The organism is Parageobacillus caldoxylosilyticus NBRC 107762 (assembly GCF_000632715.1).
Classification (GTDB): Bacteria; Bacillota; Bacilli; order Bacillales; family Anoxybacillaceae; genus Saccharococcus; species Saccharococcus caldoxylosilyticus.
In genome coordinates this window covers 1-18,254 of the sequence record NZ_BAWO01000065.1, presented here as the reverse complement: position 1 = coordinate 18,254, position 18,254 = coordinate 1, and the positions used below count along the sequence as shown (strand labels likewise).

Below are 18,254 nucleotides of genomic sequence, written 5' to 3'. Positions count from 1 at the left end.
TTTAGAAAATAGAGAAGGAGAATGAATATGGGAATTATATACAATCATGTAACCAAAACCTTTCATCTACAAGCAAGCGACACAAGCTATGTGATGCAGCTCGTTCGCTCAGGGTATTTAGCCCATCTTTATTGGGGAAAAAAGATTAGAAGTGCAAATGGATCAAGAAGATTCCAATTTTTTGACCGTCCGTTCTCCCCTAATCCCGATCCATCCGACCGCGCGTTTTCTTTAGATACGCTGCCGCAAGAATATCCGGCATATGGCAATACGGATTTTCGCGCACCGGCGTATCAAGTGCAATTGGAAAACGGGTCAACGATCTCGGATTTGCGCTACAAAACGCATCGCATTTATAAAGGAAAGCCGAAGTTAGAAGGGCTGCCGGCTACTTATGTGGAAAACGAAAATGAGGCGGAAACGTTAGAAATCGTATTGGAAGACCGTGTGATCGGACTAAACGTTACGCTGCTTTATACGGTATATGAACGGTGGAATGTGATAACCCGTTCTGCCCGCTTTGAAAACCACGGTGCGGAACGGATCAAGCTGTTGCGGGCGTTAAGCATGAATGTAGATTTCCCGCATTCTGACTATGAATGGCTGCATCTCCCGGGAGCGTGGGCGCGGGAGCGAGCGGTGGAAAGGCGGCCGCTTGTCACCGGCATACAGTCGGTAGAAAGCCGCCGCGGCGCCAGCAGCCACCAGCAAAATCCATTTATCGCCCTGCTGAGAAAACATGCCAATGAAGATGTAGGAGAAGTATACGGCTTTAGCCTTGTTTACAGCGGCAATTTCCTCGCCCAAGTCGAAGTCGACCAATTCCAGACGACGCGTGTATCCATGGGAATAAATCCATTTGATTTTACGTGGCTGTTAGAACCGGGCGAGTCGTTCCAGACGCCGGAAGTGGTGATGGTGTATTCGGATAAAGGATTAAACGGAATGTCACAAACTTATCATCAGCTGTACCGCACCCGTCTGGCGCGCGGAGCGTTCCGCGACCGCGAACGTCCGATTCTCATTAATAACTGGGAAGCGACGTATTTTCATTTTAATGAAGAAAAAATTTTGCACCTTGCGAAAACAGCGGCGGAATTAGGAATTGAGCTATTTGTGCTCGATGACGGTTGGTTTGGCAAACGCGATAATGATCGCAGTTCATTAGGAGATTGGTTCGTCAATAAACAGAAGCTGCCAAATGGGCTAGAAGGGCTGGCAAAAAGCATTAACCAAATGGGCATGCAGTTTGGTCTATGGGTGGAACCGGAAATGGTTTCCGTCGACAGCGAGCTGTATCGGAAGCATCCAGACTGGTGTCTTCATGTGCCAAACCGCCCGCGTTCGGAAGGGAGAAATCAGCTTGTATTAGACTATTCCCGCAAAGAAGTGTGCGACTATATCATTCAAGTGATTTCCGACGTGCTAGCAAGCGCGCCGATTTCCTATGTAAAATGGGATATGAACCGTCATATGACGGAAATCGGTTCTGCCGCCCTGCCGCCGGAACGGCAGCGCGAAACGGCTCACCGCTACATGCTGGGGTTGTACCGCGTCATGGAAGAAATAACGTCCCGTTTTCCGCATGTTCTGTTTGAGAGCTGCTCGGGCGGCGGAGGCCGGTTTGACCCGGGCATGCTGTACTACATGCCGCAAACGTGGACGAGTGACAATACGGACGCGGTTTCCCGCTTAAAAATCCAATATGGCACCAGCCTTGTTTACCCAATCAGCGCGATGGGCGCGCACGTGTCGGCGGTGCCGAACCACCAAGTTCACCGCATTACATCGTTGGAAATGCGCGGCCATGTGGCGATGTCGGGAAACTTTGGCTATGAGCTCGATTTAACAAAACTAAGTGAGGAAGAAAAACAAAAAGTAAAAGAACAAGTGGCATTTTACAAAGAAATCCGCCGTCTTGTCCAATTCGGAACGTTTTACCGGATACTCAGCCCGTTTGAAGGCAATGAGGCGGCATGGATGTTCGTATCCGAGGACCGATCAGAAGCATTGGTCGCCTATTTCCGCGTGCTGGTGGAAGCGAATGCGCCGCTGTCGTTCATACGATTAAAAGGACTGGATCCAAATAAAGATTACGAAATCATTGGCAGCGGCGAAGTGTATGGCGGCGATGAACTGATGCATGCAGGGTTAAATGTGCCGCAGCGCCGCGGCGACTTCATTAGCGTCATTTGGCGGTTAAAAGCAGCTCATTAAGGAAAAAAGACCGGTGTCTAGCATGTGGCTAGGCACCGGCTTCTAGTTGGGAGAGCTTTTCCAAAATGCGCCGCTTCCGATAGAGCATTTTTCCCGTTTCGGCAATGTCCTCGATAAACGCTTTGTTAAACATGGCACCAAAAACAATGCCAACGATCGGGACGAATTGAAACAGCTTTTTCCAGCCGTATTGATCGCGAAACGTCATCATGACTTCGCGCCAGCCTTGAAGCTGAGAAAAGACTTGCTGGTGATGGTTGGAAAACGATGTGAGCTGATCGAGAATCGCCTTTTTGCCGACAATATCGGAGGAGGCGAATTGCAAACATTTCACAATAAAAATTCGCTCTTTTTTCTCCTTCGGATTGTAACCATAGACGATGGCGATTTCCTGCAGCGTTTTTAACGCAAGGCCGAGAAGGGCAGGAATATCGATCGCCAGCGTCAACGCGCCGCCGACGCCTGTCGTTGCTCCTTGAATTTGAGCAAACGTCACGCGCGCGTCAATCAGCTCATCACAAACGCGGTCCATGGTCGCAAGCGGCAACTGCGCTACTTGTTCTAACGATGGGACGCCCAGCCTCTCCAGTATCTTTTCTTCTTTCACTAAATATTGCCCGCCGCTTTGAATATAGCTGCCAAGCTCATCAAGCAGCTGCCCGACTTTTTTATGTACAAAGTTTGGCGTAAGCTTATCGAGCACTTTAAACGGCAGCCGGCCGAGCTTTTCCCAAAACCATAAGTCTTTTTGGTCTTGTTCCCAGCGGGTGATGGTTTGTAGTTCTTGTTTTAATGTTTGGCTTGTTTCCATTATTATCCTCCAAATTTTATTTATAATGTTTGTTATTAGAATGTGATCAACTATATATTTATTATACGTGCCTGCTCGATGTGATACTATTTTTCAGCTACTATTTACGAACAATAATATTAAGAAGATCGTATTTTTCTGTGTTATCATACCCTTTACCTCTTTTTAGTAATAATTTAAGTAATATATAAGTTTTTTTTAGTAAAAATTTGATATTGACTATTTTCTGAATATATATTAAATTTTGAAATGGGGGTAAATGGAATATAAATTAAAAAGCATTCAAATACAGTTAATTTTGTTAGGGGGGCTTGTACATTGAAGTATGTTAGTATTTTGCCTTCGATATGTTATGGAGGGGACTACAATCCAGAACAGTGGCCGGAAGAAATTTGGCGTGAAGATGCTAAATTAATGCAGAAAGCTGGTGTAAATTTAGTTTCATTAGGCATTTTCAGTTGGGGAGAGATCGAACCTTGCGAAGGGGTATTTAATTTTGAATGGCTAGATAAGGTAATTGATATATTATATAGCCATGGTGTCTATATCAATTTAGGAACTGCAACGGCAACTACTCCCGCCTGGTTTGTAAAGAAATATCCAGATTCTTTACCGGTTGATGAGAACGGCACTCGTCTTTCTTTTGGTAGCAGGCAACATTACTGTCCCAATCACCCTCAACTAGTTGTACATATAAAGAAACTTGCGCGAGCTATAGCACAACGTTATAAAAACCATCCTGCACTCAAAATGTGGCATGTTAATAATGAGTATGCCTGTCATACTTCTAGATGCTTTTGTGAAAACTGCGCCATTGCGTTTAGGAAATGGCTGAAAGCAAGATATAAAACGATTGATGAATTGAATAATCGTTGGGGGACTAGTTTCTGGGGACAAAGGTATAACGATTGGGATGAAATTAATCCACCAAGGAAAACGCCTACCTTTGTTAATCCATCTCAAGAGCTTGACTATTACCGTTTTATGAATGATTCTATTTTCAGTTTGTTTTTAGCGGAGAAAGAGGTTTTACGCGAGGTGACACCAAATATTCCTCTCTCCACTAACTTTATGGCCTCGTTTAAACCGCTAAACTATTTCCAATGGGCACAAGAAGTGGATATTGTGACATGGGATTCATACCCTGACCCAAGGGAACGTTTGCCAATTCAACATGCTATGATGAATGATCTAATGCGTAGTTTACGTCAAGGACAACCTTTTCTCCTTATGGAACAGGTAACTTCGCATGTCAATTGGCGTGATATTAACGTTCCAAAGCCCCCTGGTGTAATGCGGCTTTGGAGTTATGCAACTATTGGTCGGGGTGCAGACGGTATTATGTTTTTTCAATGGCGGCAGAGTCGCGCGGGTGCTGAGAAATTTCACGGTGCGATGGTTCCGCACTCTTCAAGCGAAAACAGTAGAGTTTACAGGGAAGTTAAGAAGTTAGGTCGGGAATTAAAAAAATTGGACTGTTTGATAGGCTCTAGGATTAAAGCGGAAATTGCAATCATTTTTGATTGGGAAAACTGGTGGGCTGTTGAACTAGGATCAAAGCCACATAATAAGTTGAGTTATATTTCATTAGTAGAATCATATTATCGGGAGTTGTATAAACGTAATATTGCCGTTGACTTTATCAGACCTGTAGATGATTTATCGAAATATAAAGTGGTTATTGCACCCCTTCTATATATGGTTAAAGAAGGAGAAGATGAAAATTTGAGGCGATTTGTCGCTAATGGAGGCACTTTAATTGTTACCTTTTTTAGCGGGATTGTAGACGAAAATGACCATATTCATCTCGGTGGATACCCTGCTCCACTACGTGATATTTTAGGGATTTGTGTAGAGGAATTCGTGCCTTATCCTGAGGGACAAACAAACAAAATCCGAGTGGAGGGAGAAGAGTACGAGTGTACAACATGGACCGATATAATCCATTTGGAAGGTGCTGAACCTTTAGCGGTCTATGGGGAAGATTGGTATGCGGGAAGCCCTGCGGTTACTCGTCACTTTTTTGGGAGAGGTGAAAGTATCTATATCGGTACTTCTCCGGATTCAAAATACTTAGGCCGGCTTCTAGAATATGTCCTAACTGAACACAACATTAATCCTCCCCTGAAGGTGCCTGAAAATGTGGAGGTACAGCAAAGATATACTGAGAAAGAACGATATTTAATTATTGTTAATCATAATTCTCATGAAGTTCAACTGTCCTTACCGGCGGACAGATTGTATCAAGATGTACTTAATGGAAAGCGTTTGCAGATTAATCAGTTAGTTGTACAAGGGATTGATGTTGCAGTGTTAAAAGAAGTCAGACGGATTTAGTAGGTGGTTTTAGCCAATGTAAATGTAAAAGTAAAAACTGCATAAAGGGTAAAGATATAGCATGAAAACGTCAATAAACTAGGTAATTGCTTCTGTTTTATTTGTAAGAAATAAAAAGGGGGTGAGGGATAGGCACCTCTTGAGATAAAAAAATCTATAGTTTCTACCGATCATAGCTAGTAGTATAAATCAATTCATCTATGTGAGAAGCAACCTGTCATATTTTCTAAAAAATTTCGCTTATTAATATGCAGGAGGAATATTTTATGAAAAACAAGTTGATGTCTAGTTTTTTAATAGTTACTATCTTTGTTTTTTTGTTGAGTGCTTGTAACAGTAAACAAACGTCTCAAAAAGAACTAGGACAATCATCATCTAGTGGGGATGAAGTTTCTGGAGAAATAACTGTCGCATCTTGGAACCTTGCTGCAGACTCCTTAACGGAAACTGCAAAAAAATTTATGGAGAAGTATCCTGAAACGAAGGTAAAGATTGAATACGTAACCAGCGACTATAACAAAATTATTCCACCATTAACGGCTGGCAAAGGAGCCCCTGATGTGATTCAAATTCAGCAAAGAGACTTTCCGAACTTCTTAGAAAGGTTTCCAAATCAATTTGTCGATTTGACAAAATTGCTAAATGGTAAGGAAGATGAGTTTGTGGAAGTAGCTATGAACCTGGCAAAAAAAGACGGGCATATATACGCACTTCCTTGGGATCTTGGGCCTGTCGGAGTTTACTATCGTAAAGATTTCTTCAAGAAGGCGGGAGTTGATCCTAAGTCTATTACTACATGGGACAAGTTTATTGAAGCCGGAAAGAAAATACAGGATGCAAATGATGGCGTCAAAATGCTTGCACTTGGTTTAAGTAGTGACGACATTGCCGACATGTATAGAATGTTAATGAACGAATTAGGGGCACAGTATTACGATAAAGATGGGAAAATTAAATTTGTAACTAAAGAGAACATTAAAGCCATCGAAATGTATAAGAGATTAGTTGATGAAGGATTAGTTATGGATGCTCCGACCTGGGACGATAGAATCCGTGCCTTTGTTAATAATAAGGTTGCCGCCATTGTATATCCAGTCTGGTATGCCGGTACTATCAAAACTCAAGCAGCAGATCAAAAAGGATTATGGGGACTAATGCCGATGCCTGCGTTTGAGGAAGGTGGGCCAAATCAAGCGCATATGGGAGGGTCTGTACTCGCTATTTCTACCCAATCCAAGAATCAAAAATTGGCTTGGAAGTTTATTGAGTTTGCTCTAATGACAAATGAAGGACAAGACATACAGATGAAGTATGGCTTATTCCCTTCGTGGAAACCTTATTATCAAACTGAACAGTTCAAAGCAGTTGATGAATACTTTGGGGTTTCCCTATCAGAATTCTTTGGTAAATTATCAACTAATATTCCACCACTAGATTACGGTGCACATTATATGGATATTAACAATGCCATAATTGATGCATTGGGAGCAGTAATATCTAAAGATGACGACATTGCTAAAGCACTGAAAAAAGCAGAACAGAGAGCAGCCAGGGATACAGGATTAGATATAGCTAAATAAGAATAATCCCCCATGGAAAGCCATGGGGGAGTGTTGGAGGTGACAAACATGCCATTCGTTCAAAAAACAAATTATGGCCAAGAACCCAGTCTTCAGATTAGGAGCAAAAAGGATATAAAGGATTTTTTCGTAAATCTGATTCCCTATATTTTTATTTCTCCTTTTTTCATTTTGTTTGTTATTTTCATGCTATATCCTTTAATCTACTCACTAGTGCTTAGTTTTAGTGAGTGGAGAGCGGGGACAGTCACTTTTGTAGGATTAGAAAATTATAAGAAATTTTTTGTTGATCCGTTATTTTGGAAATCATTAGGTATTACTGGATTGATATTAGTTGTTCAGGTGCCGCTAATGCTTATATTAGCGACTATACTGGCTACTGTACTAAACTCTAACTCCTTGAAATTTAAAGGTGTCTTTCGACTTGCTTTTTTTCTTCCAGTATTGATCGATTTAGTTACTTATTCTCTCGTGTTCTCACTCATTTTTAATGAAAACTATGGTATGATTAATCAATTTCTTGGTTTATTTAAAATTGAACCCATTAAGTGGATTTCAGATGAGTTTTGGGCAAAATTATTGATTATCATTGCATTGACCTGGCGTTGGACAGGTTATAATGCTGTAATTATTCTTTCTGGTCTTCAAAATATTCCAAAAGATTTATATGAGTCGGCAAGTATCGATGGTGCAGGTAAGATCACTCAGTTTTTTAAGATTACCATGCCGATGCTTAGACCAGTTCTATTGTTTTGTTGTATCCTATCGACCATTGGCACTTTGCAGCTGTTTGCTGAACCATTCGTTTTAACAGACGGTGGACCAAGACATGAGACAACAACTATTATTTTATATTTATATGATAAAGCATTCAGTTCCTTTGATTTCGGTTTAGCTTCGGCTGGCGCCTATGTATTAACAACCATTATTGGTATTTTGTCCTATTTACAAATTCGGTTGTCTAAGGGAGGGGAGGTTTAATATGAATAAAAAAAAAGAATTTCACAAATTATTATTGTATATCCTAGCTCTTGTAGGTGGTACCGTTTCGGTATTTCCATTTTATTGGATGTTTACGGCGTCAACGTTAAAAGAAGCCCAAATTTTTAAAGTTCCTCCTACGTTAGTGCCGGGAGATAACTTTTTTGTGAATTTAGAAAAATTGGAAAATGGATGGCCGATCTGGAAAGCCTTATTTAATAGTGTTTTTGTTTCTGGTATTACAACAGTCACAACTGTACTTTTTTCGGCATTGGCTGGTTTCGCTTTTGCTAAATATCGATTTAAAGGACGAAATCTCCTGTTTTCTGTTGTTTTATTAGTCATGATGGTACCGACCCAAGTAATGCTTGTTCCTATGTTTATCCAAATGATGAACTTTGGTTGGACAGACACATATTACGCGTTGATCCTTCCTTTTCTAGTCACACCGTTTGGTGTGTTCATGATGAGACAGCAAATGTTGTCCTTTCCCACAGAATTAATTGAAGCTGCCCGTATCGATGGATGTAAAGACTTAGGTATTTTTTTTAAAATTGTATTACCAACGATGAAACCTGCTTGTGCGGCACTTGGTATCGTGACCTTTATGCATCAGTGGGGAAACTTTATTTGGCCATTGACTGTTATCAACTCAAGAGAAATGTATACATTGCCACTCATGTTAGCCATGATGGTACAGCCGGGACAGGTCGTTCAATACGGCCCTGTTATGGTAGGTGCCGTTTTAGGATTGATTCCGATGATAATACTGTTTCTTCTATTCCAAAAACATTTTGTTTCAGGTATTTTTAGTGGATCTATGAAGGGATAGGCAACTAATTATATGTAGAGGAGGTATTGGCATGACTGGGGATCAAAACTGGAGAAATTTAGGTGTGCTACATAAAAATCGTTTACCAGAACGATCATATTATATTCCGTATAAAAATGAAAACTTGGCTTTAACTTATGAAAGAGGCTATTCGCACGAATTCAAATTGTTAAATGGCATATGGAAATTTCATTATGCTGAACATCCACAATTATCTCCTACAAATTTTTACCAAGAATTTTTTGATACAAGTGATTGGGATGAACTTCAGGTACCGTCTAACTGGCAAATGAAAGGTTATGGCAAACCCCATTATACCAATGTACAATATCCATTTCCAATAGATCCTCCACATATTCCTAGTGAAAATCCAACAGGATCCTATCGTCGTGAATTTTATATTCCAAAGGAGTGGATGGATCAACAAATCTTTCTCCGTTTTGAAGGTGTTGACAGTGCTTTTCATGTTTGGATTAATGGTCAGGAAGTGGGGTATAGTCAAGGCAGCCGGCTTCCAAGTGAATTTAATATTACTCCATTTATACGCGAAGGAAAAAATATAGTCGCTGTCCGGGTCTATCAGTGGTCTGATGCAAGTTATATAGAGGATCAGGATATGTGGTGGTTAAGTGGCATCTTCCGAGATGTTTATCTGCTTGCTAGACCCCATGTTTACATTAGAGACTTCTTTGTGCGAACTAATTTAGATGAGAACTATTACAACGCTACTCTTCAATTGGATGTACATATTACAAATAGTTTAGATACAGTTACTTCCGGTTATTTTCTTGATATTCAGTTATTAGATGCATCCTATCAACCTGTAGTAAATAGGACAGTGATTGATAAATTAGTGATCTCCGGAGGGGCTGAGATAAAGCAAACTATTGAAATTCCGGTTGAAAACCCGAAAAAATGGTCAGCGGAATACCCGTACTTATATCATCTGCTACTGATATTAAAAGATGAAAATGGAGAAACAATGGAGGTGATTCCTACAAAAATAGGTTTTCGTTCTGTCGAAATTAAAGATGGACTTTTACTTGTCAATGGTGTTCCGATTATGCTTAAAGGCGTAAACCGTCATGAACATGATCCCGACCTTGGTCGTGCTGTGTCACTAGAATCGATGATTAAAGATATTAAATTGATGAAACAGCATAATATTAACGCGGTACGTACATCACATTATCCAAATGACCCGCGTTTTTACGAGTTATGCGATATCTATGGGTTATATGTGATCGACGAAGCTGATCTCGAATGCCATGGATTTGCTACTATTAAAAATATCAATCAAATCAGCAATGATGCTACATGGAAAGAGGCATATGTTGACAGAATGAAACGCATGGTTATACGTGATAAAAATCATCCTTCTATTATAATGTGGTCATTGGGAAATGAATCTGGGTTTGGGTCCAATCATGTGGCTATGGTTGAGTGGGTTAGAGCGTATGACCCGACTAGACCGATTCATTACGAAGGAGAATGCAGGGAGATCATGATTGAGAACAACCAAAATCCAGTAAGGGAACCCATTTGTTCTGATGTATTTACAACTATGTATACACCTGTTGATATATTAAGAATCCTTGGAGAACGTACAGATTTATCAAAGCCACATATTCTTTGTGAGTACGCCCACGCTATGGGGAATGGTCCTGGGGGATTTAAAGAATACTGGGAAATTTTTTATAAGTATAGTAGATTGCAAGGTGGGTTTGTTTGGGAATGGTGCGATCATGGTATTCGTCAAACAACAGAGGATGGAAAGGAATTTTTTGCATATGGTGGAGATTTTGGTGAAACTCCCCACGATTCCAATTTTGTTATTGATGGATTAGTCTATCCAGATCGGCGACCATCTCCAGCTTTGTTGGAGTATAAAAAAGTAATTGAGCCTGTTAAAGTAGAAGCTATTGACTTAGCCAAGGGAGAGTTGAAACTGACTAACCGTTATGATTTTATCTCTCTCGATCATCTTGTTATTGTATGGTCCGTTGTTGCAGATGGTAAAGTAATCGATAAAGGGAAATTACCAGTCCCTAAATTGGCTGCAGGTAAGACAGGGTATATTAAGATTCCTTATTCCTTACCAACAAAGATTTTTTTTGATACTGAATATTGGTTAAACATCAAATTTCTTCTTGCAGAAGATATGGTGTGGGCGCAAGCTGGACATGAAGTTGCATGGGCTCAATACAAATTGCCGGTGATCGCTATAACCTCAGCAGACTATAAGCCAGTTATGTACCCTTTGAGTATTCAAGATGATAGACATCTACTTGTTATTTCTGGTGATTCATTTACTATTTCCTTTAACAAACTGTATGGCATAATTGAATCTTGGGTATATGAAGGAATTCAGTTGTTAAAAGAAGGACCTCGATTAAATGTTTGGAGAGCGCCTACAGATAACGATAGACTTTCCAACGGCGGTTGGAAATTAGTAAGTTCTGTAGAAGAGTGGAAAAAATATAGATTGCATTGGATGCAGCATCGTATAGATGAAGTAGGTTATAGGTTATCTTCGGATGGTAAAAAAGCTGATGTATTTGTTAAAGCCCGTGTGGCACCACCGGGGTTGGCGTGGGGGATTGTGACAAATTATCATTATGCCATCCATGGAAGCGGTGATATGATCTTAAGTGTTGATGGAACACCAGAAGGAGATATCCCTGAAACTTTGCCAAGAATTGGTTTAAATATGAAACTTCCAATTTATTTGGATCAAATATCATGGTATGGAAGAGGACCGGGTGAAGCATATGTCGATAGTAAATTGGCCAATCGGTTTGGTATTTGGTCAGGACAAGTCGAAGAACTCTATACGCCTTACGTATATCCTCAAGAAAATGGAAACCGTCATGAGGTAAGATGGGTGTCATTAACAGACAAACGCGGCATTGGAATTTTAGCTGTAGGAATGCCTGTGATAGATTTCAGTGTTCATGTGTATTCTATTAAAAATTTGGAGGATGCTCGACACACATATGATTTAGTTAAACAAGATACAATCTACTTTAATCTTGATTATAAACAACATGGTCTCGGATCAGCAAGTTGCGGTCCTGATGTTCTTGAAAAGTATAAGCTGAAAACGGCACCTTTTCGTTTCCAAATTCGGTTGAAACCATACTCGAAGGATCAGTTATCACCTATAGGAGCAAGTAAATTCACTGTATATGAAACTTCTTCGAATTCATTTTAATTAAATTTTAGCAGGAGATAATTCATTTTAGTTTCAATTTCGAAGAGCATGGGTTAAGTCGATTCACTATAACCCAGCTCTTTTTATAGTATCAATCGATGATACAAGATCATATATTACTCAATTTTCAGAAATTGATATACATAGAAAAATTGCTCTGGAAAAATTATTAAGGTTTCCAATTGCTTTGGAAATAGGGGGAACTTTGTAAAAAATGAATAATCTATGATGGAAAATCTTTTTATTGAAGATTATCCCATGCATTCATCAGCTTTTTACTAAAATTTATTGTTTTATTTTACTGAAATTTATACTAAAATATTTACCATAAAGGGCAATGTGTTTTTAGGAGGACTCATTATGATTACAAGTTTGATACAGACATTTAAGGAACTATTTGGTGAAGGGAAAGAACAAATTCGTACTTTCTTCGCCCCCGGCCGCGTCAACTTAATCGGCGAGCATACCGACTATAACGGCGGGCATGTGCTGCCATGCGCCTTGGAAATCGGCACATATGCGCTCGTACGTAAAACAGCCAATCCGTTTATTCGCTTTTACTCAAAAAACTTTCCAGAAACAGGGATCATTACGGTGTCTTATGATGATCTATCTTATCAAGATAAGCATGGGTGGGCGAACTATCCGAAGGGAATTATTGCTGCGTTTCAGTCGTTTTGCCCGATCGAGACGGGACTCGATATTTTGTATTACGGGACGATCCCAAACGGCGCCGGATTATCGTCGTCCGCTTCCATCGAGCTGGTAACGGCGGTCATGCTTAATGAACTATTCGCACAGCATATCGATATGCTTGAACTTGTGAAATTGAGTCAAAAAGTAGAAAATGAATATGTTGGCGTCAATTGCGGCATTATGGATCAGTTTGCCGTTGGAATGGGAAAGCGAAATCATGCAATGCTACTAAACTGCCAAACATTAGAGTACCGCTATTTGCCCGTTTCGATGAACGATTGTTCGATTGTCATCGCCAATACAAACAAAAAGCGCGGTCTGGCCGATTCGGCGTATAACGAACGGCGGGCGACGTGCGAGGCAGCTTTGGCGAAATTGCAGAAACATACAAACATTGCCTCACTGGGTGATTTGACAAGCGAGCAGCTGGAAGAGTATAAGCATCTTCTTTCCCCGCTTGAACAAAAGCGCGCCCGCCATGCCGTGACGGAAAACGAACGGACGATAGAGGCAGCGGCTGCGTTGGAAAAGGGAGATTTGTCGCGCTTTGGCGAGTTAATGAAACAATCACACATTTCGCTGCGCGATGACTATGAAGTGACAGGGGTGGAACTAGATGCGCTTGTCGAAGCGGCGTGGAAGCATGAAGGAACGATCGGCGCCCGCATGACAGGGGCCGGCTTTGGCGGTTGTACCGTAAACATCGTCAAAGATGAGTTCATTCCTTCTTTTATTGAACAAGTAGGGAAAGAATATGCGGGGAAAATTGGCTATGAAGCTAGTTTTTATGTCGTAAAAATCGGTGACGGAGCAAAAGAAATTACAGAAGAAAGGGAGTGGAGCGTATGATTCTTGTCTGCGGCGGCGCGGGTTATATCGGCAGCCATGCCGTATATCGCTTGATCGAAAAGGGGGAAAAAGTAATTGTTGTCGATAATTTGCAAACAGGGCATCGCGAGGCCGTTCATCCAGAAGCAGTCTTTTATCAAGGCGATATTCGCGACCGCGCGTTTTTGCGCGACGTATTTCGTAAGCATGAGATCGATACGGTGATTCATTTCGCCGCCAACTCCCTTGTCGGCGAAAGCATGCAAGAGCCGCTCAAATATTACGATAATAACGTGTACGGTACGCAAGTATTGCTGGAAATCATGAACGAGTTCGGCGTGAAACAAATCGTATTTTCCTCTACAGCGGCAGTGTATGGAGAGCCGAAGCAAATTCCGATTGTAGAAACGGACCCGACGATGCCAACCAACACATATGGAGAAACGAAATTGGCGATGGAAAAAATGATGAAATGGGTCGACCGCGCTTACGGAATCCGCTATATTTCGCTGCGTTATTTTAACGTCGCCGGCGCTTACGGCACGTTGATCGGTGAAGATCATGACGCGGAAACCCATCTCATTCCATTAATTTTAAAAGTGCCTCTCGGCCAGCGTGATGAGATTCATATTTTTGGCGATGATTACGATACCCATGACGGCACTTGCATTCGCGACTATATTCACGTGCTCGATCTCGTTGACGCCCACATTCTAGCGGTGGAAAAGCTGCGGAGCGGTGCGGAAAGCAACGTGTACAATTTAGGAAACGGCAACGGCTTTACTGTTAAAGAAGTGATCGAAGCGGCACGGAAAGTTACCGGTCATCCGATCCCGGCGCGCGTTATGGCGCGGCGCCCGGGCGATCCGGCGAAGCTTGTCGCATCCGCGGAAAAAGCCAAACGCGAGCTCGGCTGGGAACCAAAATACACATCGATTATCGATATTGTCGCTTCCGCATGGGAATGGCATCAAGCGAAACCATACGGATATCGAGGTGCGTGACGGTGGCGGACATTTTGACGGCGGTAGAACAGCTGGTCCAATACGGGGTAAAAAGCGGCCTGCTTCATCGCGAAGATATTGTTTACGCGCGCAATCGCCTGCTGGCGGCGCTGCGGCTGACGGAGTGGAAGCCAGTCGAGGTAAAGGACACGTCCTTTGCCTCTCCTTCTCCGATCTTAGAGACGATTTTAGATTGGGCGTATGAACATGGTCTTTTGGAAACGAATACAATGACGGAGCGGGATATATGGGACGCCAAGCTGATGAACTGTTTAATGCCGCGTCCATCCGAAGTAATCCGTGAATTTTATGCCAAATATAATAAAGAACCGAAACTGGCAACCGACTGGTTTTATTCCTTAAGCAAAGCGTCCAATTACATTCAAACAGCGCGGATTGCGAAAAATAAACACTGGAAAGTGAAAACGGCGTATGGGGAGCTCGATATTACGATCAATTTATCGAAACCAGAGAAAGATCCAAAAGAAATCGCCAAGTTAAAAGACGCTCCGACATCTTCGTATCCGCAGTGCTTGTTATGCAAAGAAAATGAAGGATACGAAGGGACGTGGCATCATCCGGCTCGCTCGAATCACCGCGTCATTCCGATTACGTTATTGGACGAGACATGGTATTTCCAATATTCTCCGTATGTTTATTACAACGAACATTGCATTGTGTTCCATGCCGAGCATGTGCCAATGAAAATGGAACGGAAAACGTTCGCGCGCTTACTTGATTTTATCGAAAAGTTTCCGCACTATTTTATCGGTTCGAACGCCGATTTGCCGATTGTCGGTGGTTCGATTTTAGCGCACGATCATTTTCAAGGCGGAAACTATACGTTTGCGATGGAAAAAGCCGAAATCGAAGAATACATCTCGTTTTCATCTTTTCCATCATTGACAGCAGGGATTGTGCGCTGGCCGATGTCAGTAATCCGCCTGTGCGGCAAAAAAGAAGAAGTGCTTGAAGCAGCGGATTGCATTTACGAAACGTGGCGGACGTATAGCGACCCAAGCGTCGACATCTATGCCAACAGCGGCGATGTTCCGCATAATACGGTCACCCCCATCGCAAGACGCCGTGGCGATTTGTTTGAAATGGATATCGTGTTGCGCAACAATCGAACATCACGTGAACATCCATACGGCATTTTTCATCCTCATGAAGAATTGCATCATATTAAAAAAGAAAATATCGGCTTAATTGAAGTGATGGGGCTTGCCGTGCTTCCGGGAAGGCTGGCCGGCGAATTAGATGCATTGGCGACATATCTTGTCCGAAATACGAAAAAAGATGAGTGGGACGAAACGCTTTTAAAACATTGGAATTGGTATGAGCAAATCCATGCCGCTTATCCGAATATTACAGAAGAAAATGTATCGGATATTTTGCAGCAAGAAGTAGGACAGCGTTTTATCACCGTCCTAGAACATGCCGGCGTGTTTAAACGCAATGAGAAAGGAAAACAGGCATTTCGCACCTTTTTGCGGAAAGTACAGGAGAAGTTGTCATGATCAGGAAGGAAGGGATCTGTTTTAACCAATGGCGACATTAAAAGAAATTGCGGAAAAAGTGGGAGTGTCAGTGGCGACGGTGTCGCGCGTGCTTAATTATGACACCACCTTGTCGGTGTCGGATGAAACGAGAAAACGCATTTTTGAAGTAGCCCAGCAGCTAAACTATAAAACGCTGCGGGAACGCAGCCAGCAGCCGAAGGAATCGTTTCGTTTCGGGCTCGTTCATTGGTACTCCGAACGGCAAGAAATGGATGATCCGTATTACATGGCGATTCGCTTAGGAGTTGAAAAAGAATGTTTTGAACGCGGAATCGAATTAGTAAAGCTATTTAAGCAAAACGGCTCCTACCTAACGGAACGGATGGAACATTTAGACGGCATTATCGCCGTCGGAAAATTTGGACCGAAAGATGTCAACGCGTTTGCTTCCAGCACCGAACATATCGTCTTTGTCGACTGCTCGCCGAACGAGCGGAAATTTGACTCTGTCGTCATCGACTTACGCAAGTCGACGATTACGGTGTTAGACTACCTGCTTGAACTAGGACATCAAAAAATCGGTTATATTGGCGGACGGGAATATGTAGACGGCGAAATGCCGATTCACGATGAACGCGAGGCAACATTTTATGAATATTTATACTTAAAAGGACTGTATGATTCACGATATGTATGGACAGGCAGCTTTACCGCCGAAGACGGCTATCGATTAATGAAACAAGCCATTTCGAGCAACGACCTTCCAACCGCGTTTTTCATCGCCAGCGATTCAATGGCGATTGGGGCGCTGCGCGCGCTCCATGAAGCGCACATTTCCGTCCCTCGCGATATATCCCTTGTCGGGTTCAATGATATTCCGACGGCGGCATTTATCCACCCGCCATTAACAACGGTAAAAGTATATACAGAGTTTATGGGGGAGACGGCGGTAGAGTTGTTAGTGGAACGCTTGACAACGAAGCGGACCATTTGTAAAAAAGTAGTGGTACCGACAGAGCTAATCGTGCGGGAAAGCAGTCAAGCCCGTTTAAAAGGGAGCGGCGAAAAATGACCAGCTCCCTTTTTGCATCAATGAAATTCGATATCGACGCGTTTTTTTGGACTTGATGCTGTTTTTGGAATATGAATGTCGAGCACGCCGTTTTTATAGGTGGCTCTAATATTGTCAGTCGCTGCATCCGACGGCAGTGTAATAGAACGTTGGAAACGCCCGAAGAAACGTTCGCGGCGATGCATTTGTTCTTCTCTAATGTTTTGATCTCGTTGAATGGTGCCGCTAATCGTTAAAATATTGTTGTTTACATCGATGTGTACGTCTTCTTTTTTCTCTAGACCAGGAAGATCGCACGATACGACATATTCGTTTTCTGTTTCATGCATATCCATGCGCGGCATCCCGATATGGTCGTCCATATGGGTGAAGAGAGAAGGGAAATCGGTTGAGAAAAATCGGCTAATGTCTCTGCGCATCGTTTCTAAATGGCGAAATGGGTCATAAGGAATCAAAGTCATTAGCAGTGTCCTCCTTTGATGGTGAAGATGATTTGCCATCAGATAGTGTGCTTCAGGAGGTGCTGTTTTATGCAAAAAGCGTTATTGCTTTAATTGTTCCATTACGTTGATATAAATATGAATTAAAGATAATTTTTCATGATCGGACAAATCGGAATTCATAATTCTTTTGACGGCATAATAAAATTTTACTTCCGCAGACTGACGTGTGCGCGGATGGGTCATTTCATCGCGCAGTTCTTTGGCGATCGTTTCGTAAAGAAGTGTTTTGCTTTCCTGTTCATTCAATGTTTCCGTCGTCAAAGAACGGTTCATCCATAAGCGGCGGTATGTTTCGATCAACGAGGAGAAAGAATATTCCATAATATATGTACTCCTTTCTTTATACCCAACGGATTAATGATTGGGGAAAAGGTTTCGACGATTATTATAATATACGTTATTATTAATGTAGATAATGTAGAAAATGGCGGCGGAAAATAAAAATATATTGACAAAGCATAAGTGGGTTAATAAAATGAAATACGTCGCTTGAAAAAGACAAAGTTGCTTAAGCTCAGATGAGTTAAAAAATTATTGACAAATAATAAAATTTGAGTATAATTAATTATGTCGCGACGATATTGTTGCGATGTTAATTAGATGTTAATTAAAAGTAAATGATTATTGACAATCTTGAATATTTAGTTATAATATGATTGTCAGACGGATGAAACTTT

At 41.8% G+C, this 18,254-nt stretch carries 13 protein-coding genes; 10 read left to right on the top strand and 3 right to left on the bottom strand.

Annotated elements, in window-relative coordinates:
- The first annotated feature begins 27 nt into the window (after positions 1-27).
- Complete coding sequence (locus GCA01S_RS16335) at positions 28-2,217, top strand: alpha-galactosidase (RefSeq protein WP_042411526.1); 2,190 nt, start codon at positions 28-30, stop codon at positions 2,215-2,217.
- Between the two features lie 28 nt (positions 2,218-2,245).
- On the opposite strand, the gene GCA01S_RS16330 is transcribed toward GCA01S_RS16335, so the two are convergent.
- The gene (locus tag GCA01S_RS16330; protein WP_017436726.1) at positions 2,246-3,028 is read right to left on the bottom strand and encodes an EcsC family protein; all 783 of its coding nucleotides are present in this window, start codon (positions 3,026-3,028) and stop codon (positions 2,246-2,248) included.
- A 318-nt stretch (positions 3,029-3,346) separates the two neighbouring features.
- Here GCA01S_RS16330 and GCA01S_RS16325 point away from each other — a divergent pair, with 318 nt between their 5' ends.
- The 9 genes from GCA01S_RS16325 (at position 3,347) to GCA01S_RS16285 (ending at position 17,074) form a co-directional block, all read left to right on the top strand.
- Positions 3,347-5,365, top strand: coding sequence for a beta-galactosidase (locus tag GCA01S_RS16325; RefSeq protein WP_042411523.1), 2,019 nt, complete (start codon positions 3,347-3,349; stop codon positions 5,363-5,365).
- A 266-nt stretch (positions 5,366-5,631) separates the two neighbouring features.
- On the top strand, positions 5,632-6,945 hold the full coding sequence (locus GCA01S_RS16320) for an ABC transporter substrate-binding protein (protein WP_017436728.1): 1,314 nt from the start codon (positions 5,632-5,634) through the stop codon (positions 6,943-6,945).
- A 48-nt stretch (positions 6,946-6,993) separates the two neighbouring features.
- Positions 6,994-7,926 carry a carbohydrate ABC transporter permease gene (locus GCA01S_RS16315; RefSeq protein ID WP_081804209.1) on the top strand — a complete coding sequence of 311 codons (933 nt, stop codon included), beginning with the start codon at positions 6,994-6,996 and terminating at the stop codon, positions 7,924-7,926.
- A gap of 1 nt (position 7,927) precedes the next feature.
- Positions 7,928-8,758, top strand: a complete 831-nt coding sequence (locus tag GCA01S_RS16310; RefSeq protein WP_017436730.1) for a carbohydrate ABC transporter permease — start codon at positions 7,928-7,930, stop codon at positions 8,756-8,758.
- 31 nt (positions 8,759-8,789) lie between these two features.
- Positions 8,790-11,972 carry a glycoside hydrolase family 2 TIM barrel-domain containing protein gene (locus GCA01S_RS16305; RefSeq protein ID WP_042411520.1) on the top strand — a complete coding sequence of 1,061 codons (3,183 nt, stop codon included), beginning with the start codon at positions 8,790-8,792 and terminating at the stop codon, positions 11,970-11,972.
- 360 nt (positions 11,973-12,332) lie between these two features.
- On the top strand, positions 12,333-13,517 hold the full coding sequence (locus GCA01S_RS16300) for a galactokinase (RefSeq protein ID WP_042411517.1): 1,185 nt from the start codon (positions 12,333-12,335) through the stop codon (positions 13,515-13,517).
- Positions 13,514-14,500: a UDP-glucose 4-epimerase GalE gene (gene galE, locus GCA01S_RS16295; RefSeq protein ID WP_042411515.1), complete on the top strand. Its 987-nt coding sequence runs from the start codon at positions 13,514-13,516 to the stop codon at positions 14,498-14,500. The genes GCA01S_RS16300 and galE overlap by 4 nt, the downstream gene beginning before the upstream one ends.
- The gene (galT, locus tag GCA01S_RS16290; RefSeq protein ID WP_174407508.1) at positions 14,461-16,020 is read left to right on the top strand and encodes a UDP-glucose--hexose-1-phosphate uridylyltransferase; all 1,560 of its coding nucleotides are present in this window, start codon (positions 14,461-14,463) and stop codon (positions 16,018-16,020) included. The genes galE and galT overlap by 40 nt, the downstream gene beginning before the upstream one ends.
- A 28-nt stretch (positions 16,021-16,048) precedes the next feature.
- Complete coding sequence (locus GCA01S_RS16285) at positions 16,049-17,074, top strand: LacI family DNA-binding transcriptional regulator (protein WP_042411510.1); 1,026 nt, start codon at positions 16,049-16,051, stop codon at positions 17,072-17,074.
- Positions 17,075-17,091: 17 nt separating this feature from the next.
- Here GCA01S_RS16285 and GCA01S_RS16280 read toward each other — a convergent pair whose 3' ends face one another.
- Entirely contained in the window at positions 17,092-17,535 is a 444-nt protein-coding gene (locus GCA01S_RS16280) for an Hsp20/alpha crystallin family protein (protein ID WP_042411508.1), read from the bottom strand.
- Positions 17,536-17,616: 81 nt separating this feature from the next.
- A complete protein-coding gene (locus GCA01S_RS16275) occupies positions 17,617-17,898 on the bottom strand; it encodes a hypothetical protein (RefSeq protein WP_017436737.1) in 282 nt (93 codons plus the stop codon).
- Positions 17,899-18,254: the final 356 nt, after the last annotated feature.